The 21,568-nt window shown below is 60.5% G+C and carries 15 protein-coding genes and 1 pseudogene; 12 read left to right on the top strand and 4 right to left on the bottom strand.

From position 1 onward, the window contains the following. The first annotated feature begins 31 nt into the window (after nt 1-31). Nucleotides 32-3,076 carry an FAD-binding and (Fe-S)-binding domain-containing protein gene (locus LFL96_RS27190; protein WP_281003790.1) on the top strand — a complete coding sequence of 1,015 codons (3,045 nt, stop codon included), beginning with the start codon at nt 32-34 and terminating at the stop codon, nt 3,074-3,076. A 50-nt stretch (nt 3,077-3,126) separates the two neighbouring features. Here LFL96_RS27190 and LFL96_RS27185 read toward each other — a convergent pair whose 3' ends face one another. Continuing rightward, a complete protein-coding gene (locus LFL96_RS27185; RefSeq protein WP_281003789.1) occupies nt 3,127-4,020 on the bottom strand; it encodes an AraC family transcriptional regulator in 894 nt (297 codons plus the stop codon). 184 nt (nt 4,021-4,204) lie between these two features. Between LFL96_RS27185 and LFL96_RS27180 the strand changes: the two genes are divergently transcribed. The 9 genes and pseudogenes from LFL96_RS27180 to LFL96_RS27140 all read left to right on the top strand — a co-directional run bounded on the left by LFL96_RS27180 (nt 4,205) and on the right by LFL96_RS27140 (nt 14,783). Next, complete coding sequence (locus tag LFL96_RS27180; protein WP_281003788.1) at nt 4,205-5,104, top strand: EamA family transporter; 900 nt, start codon at nt 4,205-4,207, stop codon at nt 5,102-5,104. Between the two features lie 506 nt (nt 5,105-5,610). Continuing rightward, nucleotides 5,611-6,165, top strand: a pseudogene (locus tag LFL96_RS27175) (class II aldolase/adducin family protein); the annotation flags it as partial. Nucleotides 6,166-6,179: 14 nt separating this feature from the next. After that, nucleotides 6,180-7,286, top strand: coding sequence for a glyoxylate/hydroxypyruvate reductase A (locus LFL96_RS27170; RefSeq protein WP_281003787.1), 1,107 nt, complete (start codon nt 6,180-6,182; stop codon nt 7,284-7,286). Between the two features lie 33 nt (nt 7,287-7,319). Further along, nucleotides 7,320-8,309: a fumarylacetoacetate hydrolase family protein gene (locus LFL96_RS27165; RefSeq protein ID WP_281003786.1), complete on the top strand. Its 990-nt coding sequence runs from the start codon at nt 7,320-7,322 to the stop codon at nt 8,307-8,309. Between the two features lie 16 nt (nt 8,310-8,325). Then, complete coding sequence (locus LFL96_RS27160; protein WP_281003785.1) at nt 8,326-9,318, top strand: VOC family protein; 993 nt, start codon at nt 8,326-8,328, stop codon at nt 9,316-9,318. Between the two features lie 420 nt (nt 9,319-9,738). Next, nucleotides 9,739-10,473 carry a LysR substrate-binding domain-containing protein gene (locus LFL96_RS27155; RefSeq protein WP_281003784.1) on the top strand — a complete coding sequence of 245 codons (735 nt, stop codon included), beginning with the start codon at nt 9,739-9,741 and terminating at the stop codon, nt 10,471-10,473. A 403-nt stretch (nt 10,474-10,876) separates the two neighbouring features. Further along, on the top strand, nt 10,877-12,325 hold the full coding sequence (locus LFL96_RS27150) for an NAD-dependent succinate-semialdehyde dehydrogenase (protein WP_281003783.1): 1,449 nt from the start codon (nt 10,877-10,879) through the stop codon (nt 12,323-12,325). A gap of 175 nt (nt 12,326-12,500) precedes the next feature. Further along, a complete protein-coding gene (locus LFL96_RS27145; RefSeq protein WP_281003782.1) occupies nt 12,501-13,631 on the top strand; it encodes a branched-chain amino acid ABC transporter substrate-binding protein in 1,131 nt (376 codons plus the stop codon). Between the two features lie 66 nt (nt 13,632-13,697). Continuing rightward, nucleotides 13,698-14,783, top strand: coding sequence for a porin (locus LFL96_RS27140; RefSeq protein ID WP_281003873.1), 1,086 nt, complete (start codon nt 13,698-13,700; stop codon nt 14,781-14,783). A gap of 73 nt (nt 14,784-14,856) precedes the next feature. On the opposite strand, the gene hisC is transcribed toward LFL96_RS27140, so the two are convergent. The 3 genes from hisC to LFL96_RS27125 all read right to left on the bottom strand — a co-directional run bounded on the left by hisC (nt 14,857) and on the right by LFL96_RS27125 (nt 18,621). Further along, nucleotides 14,857-15,972 carry a histidinol-phosphate transaminase gene (hisC, locus tag LFL96_RS27135; RefSeq protein ID WP_281003781.1) on the bottom strand — a complete coding sequence of 372 codons (1,116 nt, stop codon included), beginning with the start codon at nt 15,970-15,972 and terminating at the stop codon, nt 14,857-14,859. A gap of 59 nt (nt 15,973-16,031) precedes the next feature. Beyond that, nucleotides 16,032-17,333 carry an MFS transporter gene (locus tag LFL96_RS27130; protein WP_281003780.1) on the bottom strand — a complete coding sequence of 434 codons (1,302 nt, stop codon included), beginning with the start codon at nt 17,331-17,333 and terminating at the stop codon, nt 16,032-16,034. Nucleotides 17,334-17,412: 79 nt separating this feature from the next. Beyond that, a complete protein-coding gene (locus tag LFL96_RS27125; protein ID WP_281003779.1) occupies nt 17,413-18,621 on the bottom strand; it encodes a M20 aminoacylase family protein in 1,209 nt (402 codons plus the stop codon). A gap of 237 nt (nt 18,622-18,858) precedes the next feature. Here LFL96_RS27125 and LFL96_RS27120 point away from each other — a divergent pair, with 237 nt between their 5' ends. Then, a complete protein-coding gene (locus LFL96_RS27120) occupies nt 18,859-20,073 on the top strand; it encodes an FAD-dependent monooxygenase (protein WP_281003778.1) in 1,215 nt (404 codons plus the stop codon). Between the two features lie 75 nt (nt 20,074-20,148). After that, a complete protein-coding gene (locus tag LFL96_RS27115; protein ID WP_281003777.1) occupies nt 20,149-21,516 on the top strand; it encodes an MFS transporter in 1,368 nt (455 codons plus the stop codon). Nucleotides 21,517-21,568 lie beyond the last annotated feature (52 nt).

Below are 21,568 nucleotides of genomic sequence, written 5' to 3'. Positions count from 1 at the left end.
GCGGGCCGCCCGTTCCACACAGGCAGACGATATGACGAACCCCACTTCCGCTTTGCTCGTCAAGCCGATTCATCTGGTGCCTTCCGCCGCGCGTCTGACGACGCCGCTCGCGCAGCAACTGCGCAAGTCGTTGCGCGGCGACGTGCTGTTCGATCTGGCGAGCCGCGGCCGGTACGCGACCGATGCGTCGATCTACCAGATCACGCCGATCGGCGTGGTCGTGCCGCGCGATCAGGACGATCTGCGCGTCGCGCTGGAAATTGCCCGCAGCGAGAAGGTGCCGTTGCTTGCGCGCGGCGCCGGCACGAGCCAATGCGGCCAGACAGTCGGCGAAGCGCTCGTGATCGACACGAGCAAATGGTTGAACAACATTGTCGACTTCGACGCCGACGCGCGCACGGTGACGGTCGAGCCGGGTGTCGTGCTGGACCATCTGAACGCGTGGCTCAAGCCGCACGGCCTCTGGTTTCCGGTCGATGTGTCGACCGCCGCGCAATGCACGATCGGCGGCATGGCGGGTAATAACTCGTGCGGCTCGCGGTCGATCGAATACGGCAACATGGTGCACAACGTCGAAGCGATCGACGCGATTCTCGCCGACGGCAACGACGCGCGTTTCGCGTCGTTGCGCGACGCGCCGCAAGGCGCACGTGTGCAGCAGATACTCGACGGCGTGACGCGCATCGCGCAACGCGAGCGTGACGAAATCGCCGCGCAGGTGCCGAAGGTGCTGCGCCGCGTGGCGGGCTACAACATCGATCTGTTCGATTGCCAGAACCCGCGCGCCTATACCGACGACGGTTTCGCGAACCTCGCGCATCTACTGGTCGGCTCGGAAGGCACGCTCGCGTTCAGCCGGCAATTGACGCTGAAGCTCGCGCCGCTGCCCGCGCACAAGATGCTCGGCGTGGTCAACTTCCCGACCTTCTGGCAGTCGATGGACCTGACTCAGCACATCGTCAAGCTGAAGCCGGTGGCGGTGGAACTGGTCGATCGCACGATGATCGACCTGGCGATGAGCAACCCGGCGTTCCGTCCGGTGATCGGCAAGGCGCTGGTCGGCGAACCGCAGGCGATTCTGCTGGTGGAATTCGCGGGCGAAAACCGCGACGCGCAACTCGCGTCGCTCAAACAGCTCACCGAATTGATGGCCGATCTCGGCTTGCCCGGCTCGGTCGTCGAGATGCCGGACGCGAATGAACAGAAGGCGCTGTGGGAAGTCCGCAAGGCCGGCCTGAATATCATGATGAGCATGAAGGGCGACGGCAAGCCGGTGTCGTTCATCGAAGATTGCGCGGTGCCGCTCGAACACCTTGCCGAATACACGAGCCGTCTGACCGAGGTCTTCCATCGTCACGACACGGAGGGCACGTGGTACGCGCACGCGAGCGTCGGTACGCTCCACGTGCGGCCGATTCTCGACATGCGTCGCGACGGCGCCGTGAAAATGCGCGCGATCGCCGAAGAGGCCGCCGCGCTGGTCCGCGAATACAAGGGCGCGTATTCGGGCGAGCACGGCGACGGTCTGTGCCGCGGAGAATGGGTCGCGTGGCAATACGGGCCGCGGCTGAATCAGGCGTTCGCCGACATCAAGGCTCTGTTCGATCCGGACAATCGCTTCAATCCCGACAAGATCGTGCGTCCGCCGAAGATGGACGAAGCGCGGCATTTCCGTTTTCCGCCGGGCTATCAGGAGCAGACCATCGCCACCGCGCTCGACTGGTCCGCGTGGAATGTCGAACGCGATCCGCTGACCGGCAAGGAAACCTTGGCGGGCACCGGCAACGATCTGTCCGGCGGCCTCGCGAAGGCCGTCGAGATGTGCAACAACAACGGCCATTGCCGCAAGTTCGACGCGGGCACCATGTGTCCGAGCTATCGCGTGACGAAGGACGAGCAGCACGTGACGCGTGGCCGCGCGAACACGCTGCGCCTCGCGATCTCCGGGCAACTCGGCGAAGCAGGCCTCGCGAGCGACGACGTCAAGGAAACCCTCGACCTCTGCGTATCGTGCAAGGGTTGCAAGCGCGATTGCCCGACCGGCGTCGACATGGCGAAGTTCAAGATCGAAGCGCGGGCGGCGCGTGTCAAGCGACACGGCTTGCGGCTGCGCGACAAGCTGGTGGCGTTCATGCCGCGTTATGCGTCGACGGCGAGCCGTATGCCGGGTTTGATGGCGTTGGCCGACAACGTGCCGTTGCTGTCCACCTGGTTCAAGCGGGCTGTCGGCTTTGCGCCGGAGCGCAGTCTGCCGCGCTTCAGGAAGTCGTTTCTCGCGAATGCGGTGGCTCACGCACCGGCCAGGTCGTCTACGACGAGCCAGCCACAAGGCAGCGCGCTGAAGGAAGTGCTGCTGTTCGTCGATACATTCAACAACCACATGGAGCCGGACAACGCACGCGCCGCGCAGCGCGTACTCGAAGCTGCCGGCTACACGGTGCATTTCAACATGCGCCAGGGTGAACGCCCGGTGTGTTGCGGACGCACCTTTCTCGCGGCGGGGCTGGTCGACGAAGCGAAACAGGAAGCGCGACGCATGCTCGATCTGTTCAAGCCGTTCGTCGAGCGCGGCGTGCCGATTGTCGGCCTCGAACCGTCGTGTCTGCTGTCGTTGCGCGACGAGTTTCTGCACTACGGTTTCGGCGAGGAAGCGCAGCGGCTGGCGAAGCAGGCGTTCCTGTTCGAGGAGTTTCTGGTGCGCGAGGACAAGGCCGGACGTTTGCAACTCGCGTTGAAACCGCTCGCAACGCCGGAGGCGCTGGTGCATGGCCATTGCCATCAAAAGGCTTTCGACGCGTTCACGCCGGTGCAAACCGTGTTGAAGTGGATTCCGGAACTGAAGGTATCGACGGTGGAGTCGTCGTGCTGCGGGATGGCGGGTAGTTTCGGCTACGAGGCCGAGCATTACGCGACCTCGCAGGCGATGGCGGAATTGTCGTTGCTGCCGGCGGTGCGCAAGATCGACGCCAACACGCTGATGGTGGCCGACGGGACGAGTTGTCGTCATCAGATTCACGATGGCGCGGGCGTCGACGCAATTCACGTGGCACGCGTGCTGGCGATGGCCTTGCAATAGAGCAATGAAGCAATGAAGCAATGAAGCGCTAAAGCGAGCCGCTCCGCGTATCAGGCAACCAGCGCTTGCCGATACGCGGACGGCGCCACCCCGACGCTTTCGCGAAACCGATGACTGAAGTGACTGGCGTTCGCGTAGCCACATTGTTCGGCCACCTGGGCGAGTGGCAGCGCCGTGGTGCGCAACAGCGTCCGCGCACGTTCGAGCCGTTGCTGCGCGATCCACGCGGCGGGCGGCAAACCGAACGATGTGCGGAACATCCGCGCGAGATGGAATTCGGATAACGACGCAACTCCGGCGAGTTCGCCGAGCGTGAGCGTCTGCGCGAGATGCGTCTCGATGTAATCGCGCAAACGCCGCCGCGTGGCCACCGACAATCCGCCTTTGAGCGCGGCGTCGGCGCGGCGCACGCCTTGCGCGCGCAACAGCAGACTCAGCACCCGATGCGCGGTTTCGTTCGTGCGCAGCAAGCCGTCCGGGTCTTGCCAGTCTTCGTTCGCCAGCGTCTGACACAAGCTGGCGATCTGCTCGTCCTCGAAATAAGTACGGTCCGCAAGCGTCAGTTCGCGCGGCTCGCGATCGAGTTCCTGAACGGCGCGTTGCGTGAAATGCTCGGGCAGGAAATACAGATGCATGAAGTGCATGTGCCCGCGTACCCACCAGCGCGATTCGTGATCGCCGGGTAGCGTGCAGAGCCGGGATGGCGCGCCGTAATGCCCGGGCATTTTCTGCCGCTCGGTGCGGTAGCCGCCGTTCAGATAGCACGACAGCGTGTGATGGCCCGGCTGTTCGTACGCGGTTTCCGCCTCTTCGGTATCGCGCGTCCAGATGGCGACCGCGAGCCGGTCGCCGAGCCACGCGAAACGGTCGAGATTCGCGTTCGAGCTGCTCAGCGTGTGACAAACCGAATGCAGGCCGAAAGGCGTTTCGGTGGAATTCAACACGGGGGCGGGCGTTCGAGCGTTCACGGGACAGGCGGGATACAGCGGAAATCGGGCTGGCCGCCAGTATACGGCGATGTCCTCGCGGCCGCTCGTCACCAAGAAAAAGTGCGCAATCCTGGACAAGTGCCGCGGCCAGCGCGCGCGCATAGTCGGGTCTTCAGCATTCGCAGTGATCGACCCGACCATGAATTTCGCGCTTTACGTCGTTACCGTTTTGATCTGGGGCACCACCTGGATCGCCATCAAATGGCAGCTGGGCGTGGTGCCGCCGCCCGTTTCGATTGCGTGGCGTTTCGGCATTGCGGCGCTCGTGCTGTTCGCGCTGCTGCGCGTCATGCGCCGGCCGATATGGCCGCCGCGCGCCGCGTGGCGATACCTCGTCGCGCAGGGGCTGGCGCTGTTCTGCGTCAACTTCCTTTGCTTCTACTACGCCGAGCGGGTGGTCCCGAGCGGACTCGTCGCCGTGGTGTTTTCCACCGCGCCGTTGCTGAACTCGATCAACGGCCGGCTTTTCATGGGCCGTCCGCTGCAGCCGTCGGCGATTGCGGGAGCATTGCTGGGGCTGGTCGGCATCGTGTGTCTGTTTGTCCAGCAGATGACCGGTCACCTCGGCGATCACACCGCCTGGTTGGGACTCGGCGTGGCCTTCCTGGGAACGATCTGCTTCTCCGCCGGCAACCTTTTGTCGAGCCGCATGCAATCGATGGGGCTGCATCCATTCGCGACCAATAGCTGGGCCATGTTGATCGGCGCGGGCGTGTTGACGGTGGGTAGCGCGCTGGCGGGATTGCCGTTCGCGGTTGAGCCGACTGTCCGCTATCTCGGTGCGCTCGGCTATCTGTCGATCTTCGGTTCGGTGATCGGCTTTACGGCGTACCTGATGCTGGTCGGCCGCATGGGCCCCGAGCGAGCCGCGTATTGCACGGTGCTGTTCCCGATCGTGGCGCTGGCGGTGTCGACGGTGTTCGAAGGCTATCAGTGGTCCGCGTTGGCGGTGGTGGGTTTGCTGCTGGTGCTGGCGGGGAACCTGGTCGCGTTCGATTTGACGCGGCGGTTGTTTGCGCGGCGGGCGCAGGTTTCGTGAATGGAGCGGAGGTGAGCTGATCCGGGAGCGGGAAGTTCGCCGGATCGACCCAAGGTGAGCTTTTCCAGGAGGCGGTTAAACGGCCACGAGAGAGGCGCGATTCTTGACCCGCGGTTATTCAGCGCTTCTCCATTTATTTGCAAAACCCATCAAACCATAAAATACTTAAACTTCTCAGATTAATTGTCCTGGTGTTCAATTCGGCATGGCGATATTTCGCGATGTTCGGAGAAGAGCAGTGTTGGACGATAGATCACGACAAGCGCTTGCTGCCGGTCAGGTAACCGGCGGCCCCACCTGCGCGCTGTCTGTTTCACCTGGGCGCAATGCCGGTGGAACGCATCGGAATCCCTCGCTACATAGCGCATTTCGCGGATTTGCACAGCCTGTTCATCTCCACTCCACAGACGGGTCCGGCGCCGAAACTTATCGCTAGCCGATCCGCCTTGTCCCGATTTTAGACATTCAGGTTTTCCATCAACACATTATCTGGAGTTGAAACAGCCATGCCATCTCGCGAAGAAATTACGCTGATTAAAGATCTGGTCTTTGCGTTCCAGGCGTTAGCGATGAATGATCTGGGTAGTGGCGTCGCCGGACATTTGACCGCCCGTTTGCCCGGCAGGAAGACCTTCTGGACGATCCCGTTCGGCTACGGCTTCGAGGAAGCGACCGCCGACGAGATGATCGAAGTCGACTTCGATCTGAAGACCATCACCGGCACGGCGAAGTGCAATCCGACGCTGAACATTCATACCGAGATCTACGAAAACCGCCCGGATGTGACGTGCATTCTGCACACGCATGCAGAGGCGTCGCTGGCGCTCGGCATCGTCGGGGAGTGCCTTGAGCCGATCACGCAAAGCGGCGCGCTCTTCTATGAAGAGATTGTTCTCTTCGACGAGTTCGAAGGCATTGTGCTCGCCAGGGAAGAGGGCGCAAGCATTGCGGCCAGGCTCGGCGAGAATCGCGCGATCCTGCTGCGCAGTCATGGTTCGATCGTCGTCGGTCCGTCGATCGCCGAGAACGTGATTGCCGCCATCGTGCTGGAAAACGCGGCGCGCATCCAGTTGCAATGTCTCGCTGTCGGCGACGCCAAATTACTGCCGCACGAAGAACTGCTGCAGACGAAGCGATTTCTCAAGAGCGCGTATGTGATGGACTTGCGCTGGCAGCTACTCTGCCGGCAGGCGCGTCGCTGGAATACCTCGTTCGCCGTGGAGAGAGCAGCGTGACCGGTCAACTCAAAAAATCGCGCGTGCTGATGCTGTTAACCTCGAAATTTGTCGAGCAACGTTATGAAGTTCTGCGCGCCACGGCGCCTGAGATCGAAGTGTTGACGGCACTCCCCGAATACATCGACAGCAGTATCGAGGCGATGTTTACTTTCAGGTTGCCGGCCGGCGTCGTACCGCGTTTGCCTGCGTTGAAGCTGGTCGCTTCCGCCGGTGCGGGCGCCGACGGCATTCTGGGATGCGAGGACTTGCCCGCGCACGTGCGGGTGACTCGGGCGGTCGATCCCGGCCTCGGCTTCAGCATGGCGCAATTCGTCGCGATGCAGATATTGCGTCAGTTTCGCTCGCTGTCAGCCATCGAAAAGCAGCACGCGGCGGCTGAATGGAAATGGATCGATGTACCGGACGCGCGCAAGTTTACGGTTGGCCTGATGGGCATGGGCTCGATGGGACGCGTCGTTGCAGATGTGCTGACCGGTCTCGGGTTTCGCGTGACGGGGTGGGTACGAAACGAGCGGCCAGACTCGCCCGTTCCGACCTTTTCCGGCGAGGCAGGTCTGGCGCCGTTTCTCAGTCAGAGCGACTTCCTGGTCTGCCTGCTTCCGCTGACCATGCAGACGCGCGGTCTTCTCAATCGCGAGACCTTGTCGCAGCTTCCGCGGCATAGCTATGTGATCAATGTCGCGCGCGGCGGCATCGTGGTGGAAAACGATCTACTCGAACTCATCGCGAGTGGCCATCTGAGCGGTGCGGCGCTCGACGTTTTCGCCACGGAACCCTTGCCTCTGGACAGTCCGTTCTGGCGGCACGAGCGTGTGCTGGTGTCGCCGCATTGCGCGGCGCAACCGGCGGTCGAACCGGTCGTCGAGCAGTTCATCGAGAATCTGCGACGGCTATCGGCTGGAGAAAAATTGCTGAACGAGGTCGATCGCACCGCCGGGTACTGAAGTGCAACAGGTCGAAAGGATGAGGTGGTTGAAATGAAGCTGGCAAGCTTGCATGACGGCAGCCGCGACGGTGCCCTCGTGGTTGTTTCGCGGGATCTGCTCAGCGCGGTCGCGGTTCCGAAAATCGCACCGAGTCTGCGTGTCGCCGTCGAGAACTGGGCTCAGGTCGAGGCGGAACTCGAGGACGTGTACAGAAAGCTGAGCAGAGGATCGCTGGCCGAGGCGGTCGACTTCGTTTCGTCACCGGTGCGGGCTCCGCTTCCCCGTTCGTTCCAGTGGCTCGACGGCTCGGCGTTTCTGAATCACGCTGAACTCGTGCGCAGGGCGCGCAACGCCGATATTCCCGCCAGCATGTACAAGGAGCCGATGATTTATCAAGGCGCATCCGACAGCTTCGCGGGACCGCACGACGACATTGTCGTGCCGGATGAAAGCTGGGGCATCGACCTCGAATCCGAAGTCGCCGTCATCACCGACGATGTGCCGATGTCCTGCTCACCGCAAGCGAGCGCGGCGCATATCAAGTTGCTGGTGATCGCGAACGACGTCAGCCTGCGCAACCTGATGCCCGACGAACTGGCAAAGGGCTTCGGCTTCGTCACGTCCAAACCGTCCACGGCTTTCTCGCCGGTGGCTGTTACGCCCGACGAACTGGGTTCGGCGTGGGACGGTCGCAAGCTGTCGTTGAAGATTGAGAGCCGGGTGAATGGACGCGTGATCGGCACGCCGAACGCGGGCGTGGACATGAATTTCGATTTCGCCGAGATCATTTCATTTGCGACCAAATCTCGTGTGCTGTCGGCTGGAACCATCGTCGGTTCGGGCACGGTGTCGAATCGGGATCGTAGTGTCGGTTCGGCGTGTTTGCAGGAAATCCGGATGATAGAAAAAATCGAAACGGGTGAAGTCAGGACGCCGCATCTGCGCTATGGCGATCTGGTGGAGATCGCCGCGCTCGACGACGCCGGCTGGGCGCCGTTCGGCCACATCCGGCAGCGCGTGAAAGCGCCGCAAACAGCGTGATCCGGCGGAGTCAGCGATGAACATTCTTAGCCTCGGCTACGTGGGCGTGACATCGACCGATCTGGATTCGTGGCGCGCGTTCGGCCGGAAACTGCTGGCCCTGGACCCGACGCCGGCCACATCGCATTCGCGACATCGGGTCGACTATCAGTTGGACTCGAAGCATTCGCGCTTCATGATCGATGCCTGTTCCGTCGACGGCGGCGCGTTCTACGGGCTGGAGGTTGCGGGTCCGCTGGAATTGCTGGAGGCGGCCAGTCAACTGGATCGTGCAAACGTCCGCGTTGCTGCCGCGAGTTCGCTCGAACTGGAGCGTCGCGGCGTCGCGGGAATGGTCTATTTCATCGACCCGGCCGGAAACAGGCTGGAGATCTTTCATGGCTTGCGCGATGCCGCAAGTCCGTTCGTCTCCGCTCGACCGGTTAGCGGTTTTCGCACGGCAGAGCAGGGCATCGGGCACGCGGTTTTCATGGTGCGCGATATCGCTTCGGTGCTGCCGTTTTATACGGATGTGTTGGGATTCGGCCTGAGCGATTTTGCGCTGGCACCGTTCAAGGCTTATTTCCTGCATACGAAGATCGACGCGGCGCGCCATCACAGCATCGCGCTGGTCGAGACGGGACGCGTCGGTGTCCATCACCTGATGCTGGAGACGTTGTCGCTCGACGATGTCGGGCAGGCCTATGACCTGGCGCTGCAGGAGGACGGGATGATCGGTGCAACGCTCGGACGCCATACCAATGATTTCGTCACGTCGTTTTACGCGTGGTCGCCGTCGAAATTCATGATGGAGGTGGGCTTCGGCGGTCGCTCGGTCAGCCAGCCATGGGAGGCGGCGGAACTCGTGCATGGGCCTAGCATCTGGGGACATGACCGGACATGGCTGGACGAGGCGGGCCGTGCTCACGCCCGCGAGTTGCGGATTGCGGCCGCGCGTGCCGGCGTGCGCGCGCCCTTGCAGATTCCCGAAGGGTCCTTCGAGACGTTCCGGTATGGAACGCCACGGTAGGTCGGACGCGGCCGCAACGACGTTCGCTAACGGCCACGCGGTGCGGGTATTTTCATTTGCACCGTGGCTTCGCGATTATCGGCATTGATTCTGTCTTTGCCGGTATATCGCGATTAACTGTCATTCAGATCCCAGAGAAAAAACTTTGCGCCAGAATAGATTGAACTACACTTGTTTGATGCTGTGAAACAGGCATCGTCAATATATTGAACGGGATTATCCATGAATCTCACTTCGCGGCAGTTGAAGGCGTTCACGGCGGTAGCGCGCCTGGGCAGTTTTACCAAGGCCGCTGAAGCAGTCGCATTGACGCAATCCGGGCTGAGTCTCATGTTGAAGGAGCTGGAAGCGCAACTCGGCACGCGTCTGTTCGACCGTACGACGCGCTCGGTCCGCATTACGGCCGCCGGGGCGAGATTTTTGCCGGTCGCCCAGCGTACGCTGGCGGAACTCGAATCGGCGGTGCGCGACATCGGCGACATGTCGGATGTCGAAAATCGTCGTGCGACGGTGGCCGTCACGCCGGCCATGGCGGCGGGCATTTTGCCGGCGGTGCTGACCTCCATCGCGAACGCGTATCCGCACATCGAGATTCATATGAAAGAAGCGGATTCGAGCCAGATCATCGCGCTCATCGATTCGGGCGAAGTCGATCTCGGTGTGGATGCCGTCGTTAAAAGTTCGCCGGGCATTACCCGGGAGGTGGTCGGCACCTTCGACATGGTGTATGTCTGCCGGGACGAATTTAGAGAAGTCCGATTCGGCGGCACGGCTTTTTCCGCCGAAATGGATTGGGCGGACATTCCCGCCGCGCCGTTGATCGGCATGTCCGCCGGTAATCCCATGCAACAGATCATCGATCAACGACTGATGGACTTGGGGCGCGCCATTGTCCAGCGGGAAGCGTTCAGTCATCTGCTGACCATTGTGGCGCTTGTCGAGGCCGGCCATGGCGCGGCGATCCTGCCCGCGTTCGTGCTGCCCATGTGTGCGCGCTTCTCCGTGCAGGCGACCCATTTAAGGCGGCCGAGCGATTCGATCGACGTGTACGTCGCTCGCAAATCTGGACGGACGAACTCGGAAATCTGCACCATTTTCACCGAGGCCGTGACCCTGAAGCTGCGTTCGCTCGTCAATGCCGCAGCGCCGGGTTGAGACGTCGCATCCATGCGGAACCTGTTTCCGCTCGAATAATTTAATTCAATTCATGATTTCGGGGTTCTCTCTATAAATATATATATATATCGAATTCCAATAAATTGATTGATAACTCCAACTTCACCGTCGAAATTTTGTATTGGTATATTTTCCTTGCCGGATGATCTGTGCGCCGGATTGCCGATGGTTAAATTGCATGATGTCGATCTGGTTATGGTGAGGCGATAACGCATTCGCTCAAGATCGGAATAATATTAAAAATACCTTTTCTGTCTCGCTATCCCTGGAAATTCGATTCTTCATATTCAAGCGGATTTAATTCGAATTGCGATCGGGCGCACGGTTACGTGCATGCATGCTGATCCCGGCGTGCAAGTTGCTTATTGGTTAAGGATAGCGAATGAAATTTGATTCCAGAAGTCACGGATATCCCAGACTCGCCATGTTCGTCGACGGAGAGTGGGTCGAGGGAGGGGGGCGTCGCACTCACCAGGTCGTTAATCCCGCGACGTGCGACACGATCGGCGAGATGCCGCTCGCCAATGCCGCGGATCTCGATCGCGCGCTGGAGGCTTCGCGCAGGGGTTTTCATATCTGGCGCAACAGCGCCGCCGACGAGAGAAGCCGGGTGCTTGCCGGTGCGGCGCGACTGATGCGCGAACGCGTCGAACAGATTGCGGGGAACGTCACGCTGGAGCAAGGAAAGCTTCTTGTCGAGGCAAAGAACGAAGTGCTCGCGAGTGCCGCGCTTTTCGATTTCTATGCGGGCGAGGCAAAGCGAATTTATGGACGTGTCCTGTCTCGACCCAGCGGCGCGCGCTCCTTGGTCGTGAAGGAGCCGATCGGTCCGGTCGCGGCGTTCACGCCGTGGAATTTTCCGGTCGATAGCCCTGCACGCAAGCTGGGCGCACCGATCGCAGCGGGCTGCTCGGTCATCCTGAAACCGGCGGAGGAAGCGCCTGCCTCCGCGATTGCCGTGATTCAGGCTTTGCTCGACGCCGGGCTGCCGAAAGAGGTGGCGCAGCTCGTGTGTGGCGTACCGGACGAAGTCTCTCGCCATTTGTTGGCCTCGCCGATCATTCGCAAAGCGAGCTTCACCGGCTCCACGGCAGTCGGCAAACACCTCATGCGTCTTTGCGCCGACACGATGAAGCGCACGACGATGGAATTGGGCGGCCACGCGCCCGTCATCATTTTCGACGACGCCGACGTCGATAAGGCGGTCAACATTCTGGTCGCGACGAAGTATCGAAACGCGGGGCAGGTGTGTGTGTCGCCCACGCGATTCTATGTGCAGGACGGAATCTATGACCGCTTCGTCAGCGCCTTTTCTTCGCGTGTGGAAAAGATCAACATCGGCGACGGCCTCGACGAGACCAGCATGATGGGGCCCACAGCGAACCCTCGGCGCCCCGTCGCGCTGGAAGGCTTGATTGCCGATGCGGTGTCGCATGGCGCGAGAGTTCGAGTGGGCGGTGAACGTCCGGACGGAAAGGGCTTCTTCTTCCGTCCGACTGTCCTCTCCGAGGTAACGGCCCACGCCCGCATCATGAATGAAGAACCCTTTGGGCCGATCGCATTGACCGCCCGGTTCTCGACCTTCGATGAAGTCGTGGAGCAGGCCAACCGGCTTCCGTTCGGCCTCGCCGCGTTCGCTTTCACCGAAAACGGGCGGCGTGCGAATCTGATTGCGGATGCCATCGAAGCGGGCATGGTCGGCATCAATACGACGGTGATCCGCTATGCCGATAGTCCGTTCCAAGGGGTCAAGGAAAGTGGACACGGTTCGGAGGACGGCCCGGAAGGTGTCGACGCCTGCCTGGTCACGAAGTCGATTCATCAGATCTAACTCCACTCGATCGCAACGCTCACGGATGAGTTGCGCGCCTTGCTTCGCGCGACGCGCAACGAATCGACAAATTTAGATCACGACACGATCCGATTATTTCGGCATCCGGATCATTTTATTTTAGATCTCTCTCGAAGCAACGATCGTATTCGTTAAAAACCATGGAGACACGCAAGTGAAGAAAACAATCGTAACGACTGCCGTGCTCGCCGGCGCGACGTTGGGGCATGCGGCCAGTGCCGGGCAAGCCGTCTCAATCGGTTTCGCCGGTCCGCTGACGGGAGCAAACGCACAGATTGGCAAGGACGCGGAGAACGGCGCGCGGCTTGCGATCGAGGAAGCGAATGCGGCCGGCATCCGGATCCACGGGCAACCGGTCGAGTTCCAGCTTCTCGCGGAGGACGACGCCGCGGATCCGAGAATGGCGGTGACGGTCGCGCAGAAGCTGGTGGACGCCGGCGTGGTGGGCATGGTGGGTCACGTCAATTCCGGTGCCACTCTGCCCGCATCGAGGATCTATGCGAATGCCGGCATTCCGCAGATCTCGCCTGCGGCCACGAATCCGGACTTTACCCGTCAAGGCTTTCCCACCGCATTTCGCGTGATTGGGGACGACTCGTATGTGGGCCGCGTGCTGGGACAGTACATGGCCAGGGAAACGAAGATCCGCCGTCTTGCCGTGATCGACGACCGTACCGCTTACGGACAAGGCTTGGCGGATGTGGTTGTCGAATCGTTCAAAGCGAACGGCGGAACGGTGGTCGACCGCGAGTACGTGACGGCAAACACCACGGATTTTCGCGGTGTGCTCACCAAAGCCAAGTCGTCGCAGGCGGATGCGATTTTCTACGGCGGCGTCGACGCGCAAGGTGGTCCATTGCGTAAGCAGATGACCAGCCTCGCGATGACCATGCCGCTGATCGGCTCGGGACTCGAGACGGACAAGTTTCTTGAGCTGGCCGGCGGAGCGAACGGCACCGACGGCACTTTGTCGGCAGAGCCGGGCGAGCCGCTCGACGACGTTCCCGGCGGCAACGCATTCAAGAGCCGCTTCAGCAAGTATGGAAAGGTCGTGCTCTTCGCGCCGTTTTCGTATGACGCCGCCTGGGCGCTTATCAATGCGATGAAGCGGGCCGATTCGACGGTACCGGCCGTGTACCTCCCGCAGTTACGAAAGGTCGACTTTGCTGGCGTGACGGGGCGCATCGCGTTCGATGCGAAAGGCGATCTGTTGTCCGCGCCGGTCACGCTTTACCAGGCGAAATCCGGTCACTTTGCTCCGATCGGTACCACCACGCTCAAATAAAAAAGCCGGATTGCCCGGCCATGTTCGCCCACAAAAAACGCTCGACAATTGACAACGGAGATGTTGATGAAGAAGGTTCTTGCTGTATCAGGTACAACCGCGCTCGTGCTGTTCGTTCCCACGGCATTCGCGCAGAGTTCGGTCACTTTGTATGGTCTCGCCGACACGAGCATTCGATACCTGACCAATGCGGACTCGAAGAACAACAGTCAGACCGCAATGGGAGAAGGTGTCGAGACCCCGAGCCGCTGGGGTTTGAAGGGGAGTGAAGATCTGGGCAACGGCGTGTCGGCCGTTTTCCGTCTTGAGAACCAGTTCCAGCTCTGGAGCGGCAAACTCGACAATAGCAGCAACACGTTATTCCAACGTCAAGCCTACGTCGGACTGTCCAGCAGCCAATATGGCACGCTCACTTTTGGACGTCAGCAGACGCCGTTCTTCGAGGCGATGGGAAGAACCTTCGATCCCATGACCGTTGGAGACTACTGGCAGGATAGTTACGTATACAACCCTGTTGGCCCGTTCCTGACCGCCAGCAGTTCGGTCAAATACAGCGGCCAGTTCGGCGGCCTTCACGTCTCGGGCATGTACGGTTTCGGCGGTGTGGCGGGCAGCACAGGCGAGAACAGCATGTACGGCGTGACGGTTTCATACGATATCGGACCGTTTTCCGCGGATGCCGGTTTTCAGCAAAACGATCTGGGCGGCAAGAAGTTCAACATCGCGAACGTAAGCGGTGTCTATGCGATTACGCCGTCGGTGAAACTGCTCGCCGGTTGGCTGCACTCGCAGGATAATACCGGTCTCGCCGACATCGACATGCAGCAGTCGGGGGCTCCGACTCTGCCGCACGTGAGCCCGAATCGTATCGACGATGCGCTGTACGTCGGCAGCACGTGGCAGGTCACGGCGCCATTGACGCTGACGTTCGCGGGCTACTACGATCATGCGAGAAACGCGGCCACGCTCGGCGGCGCGCTGGGCGCCGGTATCAACTATTCGGCAACGATCCTCGCCGAATATGCGCTTTCCAAGCGTACCGAAGTGTATGGCACAGTCGATTTCGCGCGCGGTAACGGGGCCTTTCTGGCCGACTATCCGGGCCGTAACAATCAAACCGGTGTCGCGTTGGGCTTGAGAACTCTGTTCTGATCTGGAGACGGCGGGAACGGCGGGAACGGCAATAAAACGAGAGCGCCCAATGCAAACATTGGGCGCTTTCCCGTTAACGTGACTGCTGGCCGCGCAGCGGTGAATCAGCGAGGTCAAGCAGATCCAGCAATCGGCGGTTCTGCTCGGGAAGTCCGACGGAAATCCGCAACCAGTGTTTCAGCCCATATCGGCCCATTGGCCTAACGATCACGCCGTTCTTCAACAGATAGGCGTTGACGGCTCCCGCGGTTTCGCCAAACTCGGCCAGAATGAAGTTGCCGCACGACGGAAGCGTACGAATTCCCAACGCACCGAGTCCTGTCGAGAACTGTTGCAAGCCCGCAAGATTGACCTCTCGCGTCGCATTGCAAAAATCGACGTCGGCAAGCGCGGCGACTGCTGCTGCCTGCGCGACGGTGCTGACGTTGAAGGGCGATCGAATCCGGTTCAGGTAGTCCGCAATGTCGGGATGACTGATCGAGTAACCGACGCGAAGGCCCGCCAGTCCATACGCCTTGGAAAAGGTTCGTGCGACGATGAGATTCGGAAACTGTTTGATCCAATCGACGGTATTGTATTGACGCGCGGCCGGCAGGTACTCGTAATAGGCTTCGTCGAGTACGACGAGGACAGAAGCGGGCACCTTGCTCAAGAAGTCGAGCAATGGTTTTTCGTCGATAAACGTCCCAGTCGGATTATTTGGGTTCGCGACAAACACGACTCGGGTATCGTCGCGGATCGCTTTCAGCATCGCATCGAGATCGTGGCCGTAGTCCTTTGCAGGAACGGAAATGCCGTCGGCCGCGACGCGCAGTGTTGCCTGCGCATAGACCGCGAACGAGTATTGCGAGTACACCGCGCTCGTGCCGGCCGACAGAAACACGCTGGCGACGAGATCGAGAATTTCGTTGCTGCCCGCGCCAAGCGTCAGATTGTTTTCTTCGACCTTCAGGTGCTCGCAGAGCGCTTGCTTCAAATGAAAACCGTTGCCGTCCGGATAAAGCGCACTGTCGTGCATCGCGTCCACGGCCGCTTGCCGGGCTTGGGGCGACATACCGAGCGGGTTTTCATTGGATGCGAGCTTGATGATTCGTTCCGGTGAGATACCGATTTCGCGCGCTAGTTCTTCGATTGGTTTACCGGGTTGGTAAGCTTCGGCGCGCAGGATTTGAGGAAGTGCGTTGACCATGGTGGATAGAAATTAAAGGTGAAGACGAAAGGAAAGGCGGTCCGACGACCGCCTGGGGATCATCGATTGACGATGGGTTTGGCTAGCGGTTCGACGGCGTCGCTGTTATGGCTCGTGGGTGCGCCGAACTTGAGACCGATCAGACCGATGACGAAGAAGAACGCGCAATAGTGCGCGGGGATGTACTTATCCCCGGTATCGTGCAACAGCCAGGTCAACACGAATGGCGTGAAACCACCCAGCAATGACGCGCCAATGTTGTAGGCGACCGATAGACCGGTCGAACGAACCGGCACGGGAAATAGTTCCGCGCAATAGGTCGAGATAGGGCCTTGAAACGCGCCCATCAGAACGGCAAAGATCACGGATGTCCCGAGCACGGAGATTATCGACGGCGCGTGGATCGTCCAGTAGTAGCACGGATAAAGTACCGCCAGAATCAGCCACAATGTCCAACGCAGAATTACATCGGCGCCGATCCGGTCGGCCAGAATCCCGAAGAACGGAATGAGGATCATGCGGACAATGCCCGCAATCACAAGCACCTTGAACGGGACCGACGCGGGGAGGCCGAGATTGCGGACAGCGTAGATCGGCAGATACGAGATGACCACGTAGGCCATGACATTCAGCGTCGAACTCAGGGCCACCGCTACCGCTATTTCCCGCTTGTGGCTACGTACCGTTTCGCGCAACACGCCTTTCGGCTTGTGCGCGGCCTGTTCGAACGCTTCGGTTTCGGTCATGTTCCTGCGCAGGTAAAAGCCCAACGGACCGATCAGCAGGCCTACCACGAACGGAATGCGCCATGCCCACGATTCGAGTTCGGCGTCGCTGAATCTCGTCGTAAGCAGCGTGCCCATCAAGGCCGACAGCAGCGAGCCGAAGCATTGCGCAAACATCTGCAGACTGCCGAACAGATTCTTTCTGTTCTTCGGCGAGAACTCGACCAGCACGGCGGTGGCCGTGCCGAACTCCCCGCCTGCGGAGATGCCCTGGACGATGCGTGCGAGCACCACGAGTACCGTGGCGCCGACGCCGATCGTGGCGTATGTCGGCGTGAAGGCGAGAATGGCCGTGGAGAACGTCATCAGCGTAATCACGAGAGACAACGCCTTTTTTCTGCCGGCGCGATCGGCATACATGCCGATCAATACACCGCCGAGCGGACGGAAAATGAAACCGGCGCCGAAGGTGGCCGTGGTGGACAGCAAGGCGGTGTAGGGATCGCTTGCCGGAAAGAACTGCCGGGAAATCAGAACGGACAGAAATCCGAAAATGATGAAGTCATACCATTCGAGCATATTGCCGATGGTCGATGCTAGCGCGTTGCGCCATTGCTGTTTGGGGGATATTTCCATGAGAGTCTCCTGATCGACGAATTTTTTTGAGTAGTAAAAATGGCGCTTCAAAACGGCCCGCGGCGGTGTGCGGGGTTCGTCACGAGTCGTTGGCAAGGCGGCGGGCGAGGAAGCGTTCCGTGAGGCGTACCCAATAGGTGGCGCCGATGGGCAGCAGTTCGTCGTTGAAGTCGTAGCTGGGGTTGTGCAGCGTGCAAGGCCCGTTGCCGTGCCCTGCCGCGCGATGGTCGCCGTTACCGTTGCCGAGCAGCGCATAGCAGCCTGGGCGGGTCAGCAACATGAACGCGAAATCTTCGCCGGTGGTGGTCGGTTCGATGTTGTCGTCGACCTTGGCCGTGCCCACCACCTCCCGCATCACCTCCACGGCAAAGCGCGTCTGGGCGATGTCGTTGACGGTGGCAGGATAGCTGCGCCTGAAGGTCGTCGACGCGGTGCATCCATGGCCGGACGCGAGGGCCGTTGCGACCTCGCGCATGCGCGTTTCGAACAGATCGATCAGCGTGTTGCTGAACGCGCGAACCGTGCCGGACATCCACGCACAATCGGCGATCACGTTGTCTTTTTCGCCGCCGTGAAATTGCGCGACGGTCAGCACGGCGGCATCGATCGGACGTTTGTTGCGCGTCACCAGTGCCTGCAGACCGTGATAGATCTGCGCGGCGGCGAAGAGCGGATCGTGTCCCAGATGCGGAAGCGCCGCATGCGAGCCGACGCCGGACACGTCGATGCGAAACTCCGCGCTGGCCGCCATGATCGGACCCGCAGTCACGCCGAAGCGACCTGTTTCGAGCCCCGGCCAGTTGTGCAGGGCGAAGACCGCATCGACGGGAAAGCGGGTGAACAGGCCGTCGTCGATCATCGCCTGCGCGCCGGCTCCGCCTTCCTCGGCCGGCTGAAAGATGAAGACGATCGTGCCGTCGAAGTCTCCTCGCTCGGCAAGATGACGCGCCGCGCCGAGCAACATGGCGACGTGGCCGTCGTGGCCGCACGCGTGCATATGGCCGCGTCGTGTCGAACGATGGCAAAACGTATTGAGCTCGTCGACGGGTAGCGCGTCCATGTCCGCGCGCAGACCGATCGATGCATGGCCATTGCCTTTTTTCAGCAAACCGACCACACCCGTTTTCCCGAGTCCGCAGTGCACCTGCAAACCCCAATGCTTCAACCGCTCCGCGATCAATTCCGCAGTCCGGTTTTCTTCATATCGAAGTTCGGGGTGTTGGTGAAGCGAATGCCGGATCGATTGCAACTCGCCGAACGCCGCCTGAATCTCTGGAATGACCTTCATCGTGCAGAAAGATATGTGTGCTGGTTACTCTCCTAAGTAGACTTGATGCGCAGTTATTTGTGAAACCAGAATATTAAATAGTTTGATTGACTCTCCTCATCAATGCGATTCCGGTACAGAACAATTGTTGTGATTCGCTTATGAATCGATAAGACACTTTCACTTCACAGACGAGTTGACGAGGTGTCCAATTCGCTGCCATGGCACGTTTGCCATGTGCAAGTGGAGGAGAGGCAATTGAGCACTCGGAAGGTATTGATTGCAGGCGGCGGAATCGGTGGATTGACCTGCGCGCTTGCGCTGTTGCGGCGTGGTATAGACGTCGACGTGTACGAGCAGGCGCCGCAGCTTTCAGAAGTCGGGGCGGGGTTTCAGATCAGCGCAAACGGCACGCGCTGTCTCTTCGAGCTCGGCCTCGAAAGCGCGCTGCGCGATTCGGCGACAGAAGCGGCGAGCAAACAGGTTCGACTCTGGAATACCGGTCAAACGTGGCCGCTCTTCGATCTCGGGAAGAGTTCGGTCGAGAAATACGGCTTCCCTTACTACCTTGTCTATCGCGCCGATCTGCACGATCTTCTCGTGCAACGTATTCGCGCGCTGAAACCCGACGCCATTCATTGCGGCGCGAAAGTGACGGGTTTCGATCAGGACGACACGTCCGTGCGCGTGCAACTGGAGAACGGTCACGCGGCCGAGGGCACGTTGCTGATCGGCGCTGACGGGATCCATTCGAACGTACGCCGTCGGCTGTTCGGCGAAGGCGATGCCGAGTTTATCGGTTGCGTCGCGTGGCGAGGCCTGATTCCGAGCGAGGCACTGCCGGAACATCTGCGCAGCCGCATCGGTACGAACTGGATCGGACCGGGCGCGCATGTCATTCACTATCCGTTACGGCATGGGCGGCTGGTGAACTTCGTCGGCATTGTCGAACGAGACGACTGGCGGGTCGAATCGTGGACCACGCGCGGTACCGTTGACGAGTGTCTTGCCGATTTCAGCGGCTGGCACCCGGATGTGCAGACGCTCATTCGCGGCATTCGCGAACCGTTCAAATGGGCATTGCTTGCGCGCAAACCGATGAAGAAATGGACACGTGGCCGCGTGACCTTACTCGGCGACGCCTGTCATCCCACGCTTCCCTTTCTTGCCCAAGGTGCGGTCATGGCGATCGAGGACGGCCTCGTCCTCGCCCGTTGTATCGACGCGCACGCGGTGGATCCCGCGGCCGGACTCGAGCGCTACGAAACCCTGCGCATGGATCGCACCGAGAAGATGGTGAACGGTTCGACTGCCAACGGTGCACGGTTTCATAACCCGTTGCTGGCCAATGCAGACTATGCGTCCGAATACGTCAACACGGAGTGGGCCGAGGAGCGGGTTCGCGAACGCTACGAATGGCTTTTCGAGTACGACGCGACACGTGTCGACGTGGGTGGCCGGCACGTCGTTTAGCGGCGGTCTTATGGCGATTTCGCCTGCAGCGTGAGCAGACCGTCATGCATGACGGCGAGAAAAAAGGAGACCAGCATGCAAACCGATGCCACACCGGTGGATGTCGAACGCTACATCGACGACCATCGGCTCAGTGCGAGACAGATCGTCATCTTCTTCGTGTGTTCGCTGGTTGCGATGGCCGATGGTTTCGACGCACAGGCGATCGGCTATGTCGCGCCTGCGATCATCCACGATTGGGGCGTCAATCGCGCCGCGTTGACACCGGTCTTCGCGGCCGGGCTGACCGGCATGGCGCTGGGCGGCATGTTGTTCGGCACGCTCGCGGATCGCATCGGCCGCCGCTCGGTCGTGCTGTTGTGTTGTGTGCTGTTTAGCGTGTTGACGTTCGCCGCGAGTTTGGCCACGTCGATGACGGAATTGACGGTTCTCCGCTTTCTGGCCGGTCTCGGTATTGGCGGCGCGATGCCGAATGCCGTCGCGCTCACGGCGGAATATGCACCGAGGCGAATTCGCGCCACCGCGTTGATGACGATGTATAGCGGCTTCTCTCTGGGCGCCGCACTCGGCGGGTTTCTTTCCGGCTGGCTGATTGCCGCTCAGGGATGGCAATCCGTGCTGTTTTTTGGGGGTGCTTTTCCCGCTTTCACCAGTCTCGCGGTACTGCTTTGGCTACCGGAGTCGATTCGTTTCATGGTGGCGAAAGGAGATGACAACGCCCGCGTTGCCGCTCTTCTGCGAACCTTCGATTCGCGATCGATCTTTACCAGGGAAACCCGATTTATCGCAATAGAACCTCGTCCGATGCGCTCGCCCGTCGCGCAACTTTTTGAACACCGTCGCGCCCTTCGTACGCTGCTGCTGTGGATGATCTATTTCCTGAGTTTTTTGGACTTGTATCTGCTGTCGAACTGGCTGCCGGTCATGATTCACGATGCCGGAGCGAGCGTGACGCAAGCGGTATTCGTCACGTCGCTTTATCAGGTAGGCGGCGTGCTGGGCCCGATTCTGCTCGGCCGCTTGATGGATAAACTGCGACCGGCTGCGGTGATGGCTGTCGTGATGGCAGTCGGCGGTATGGTCGTGTCGCTGATCGGCGCGTTGGGAATACAGTCTGCGGCGTTACTCGCCAGTATGGTCGGTATCGCAGGACTGACGGTGATCGGTGGCGTGGTCTGCTCGCATTATGTCGCGGCGGACGCGTACCCCACGACTGTACGATCGACTGGACTCGGATGGGCGTTCGGTGCCGGACGTGTCGGCGGAATTGTCGGCACGCTGTACGGCGGCGCGCTGTTTGCGTTGCATATCGACATCCGCGACATGCTGCTCGCGGGCGCATTGCCGCTCTTCATCGCGAGCGCCTTAGGTGCGGTGTTTGCGCGCATCGGAAATGACGGCACGCCGTTCTTCAGACGACGTGCAGCGCCATGCGAGACCTAGATGCCGGTGCGGGGGACATGTCGTGTACGCGTGATTTTGTGCCGCCTCCGTA

The sequence above is a fragment of the Paraburkholderia sp. D15 genome (assembly GCF_029910215.1).
In the GTDB taxonomy this organism is placed as follows: Bacteria; Pseudomonadota; Gammaproteobacteria; order Burkholderiales; family Burkholderiaceae; genus Paraburkholderia.
Note: the sequence above shows the minus strand (reverse complement) of the source record. Positions and strands in the feature narration are given on the sequence as shown.

Excerpts from the sequence above, each read along its gene's own strand:
- LFL96_RS27190 (WP_281003790.1), top strand. The coding sequence starts at position 32 with ATGACGAACCCCACTTCCGCTTTGCTCGTCAAGCCGATTCATCTGGTG.
- LFL96_RS27180 (WP_281003788.1), top strand. The coding sequence starts at position 4,205 with ATGAATTTCGCGCTTTACGTCGTTACCGTTTTGATCTGGGGCACCACC.
- LFL96_RS27170 (WP_281003787.1), top strand. The coding sequence starts at position 6,180 with ATGTCTCGCTGTCGGCGACGCCAAATTACTGCCGCACGAAGAACTGCT.
- LFL96_RS27165 (WP_281003786.1), top strand. The coding sequence starts at position 7,320 with ATGAAGCTGGCAAGCTTGCATGACGGCAGCCGCGACGGTGCCCTCGTG.
- LFL96_RS27160 (WP_281003785.1), top strand. The coding sequence starts at position 8,326 with ATGAACATTCTTAGCCTCGGCTACGTGGGCGTGACATCGACCGATCTG.
- LFL96_RS27150 (WP_281003783.1), top strand. The coding sequence starts at position 10,877 with ATGAAATTTGATTCCAGAAGTCACGGATATCCCAGACTCGCCATGTTC.
- LFL96_RS27140 (WP_281003873.1), top strand. The coding sequence starts at position 13,698 with ATGAAGAAGGTTCTTGCTGTATCAGGTACAACCGCGCTCGTGCTGTTC.
- hisC (WP_281003781.1), bottom strand. The coding sequence starts at position 15,972 with ATGGTCAACGCACTTCCTCAAATCCTGCGCGCCGAAGCTTACCAACCC.
- LFL96_RS27130 (WP_281003780.1), bottom strand. The coding sequence starts at position 17,333 with ATGGAAATATCCCCCAAACAGCAATGGCGCAACGCGCTAGCATCGACC.
- LFL96_RS27125 (WP_281003779.1), bottom strand. The coding sequence starts at position 18,621 with ATGAAGGTCATTCCAGAGATTCAGGCGGCGTTCGGCGAGTTGCAATCG.
- LFL96_RS27115 (WP_281003777.1), top strand. The coding sequence starts at position 20,149 with ATGCAAACCGATGCCACACCGGTGGATGTCGAACGCTACATCGACGAC.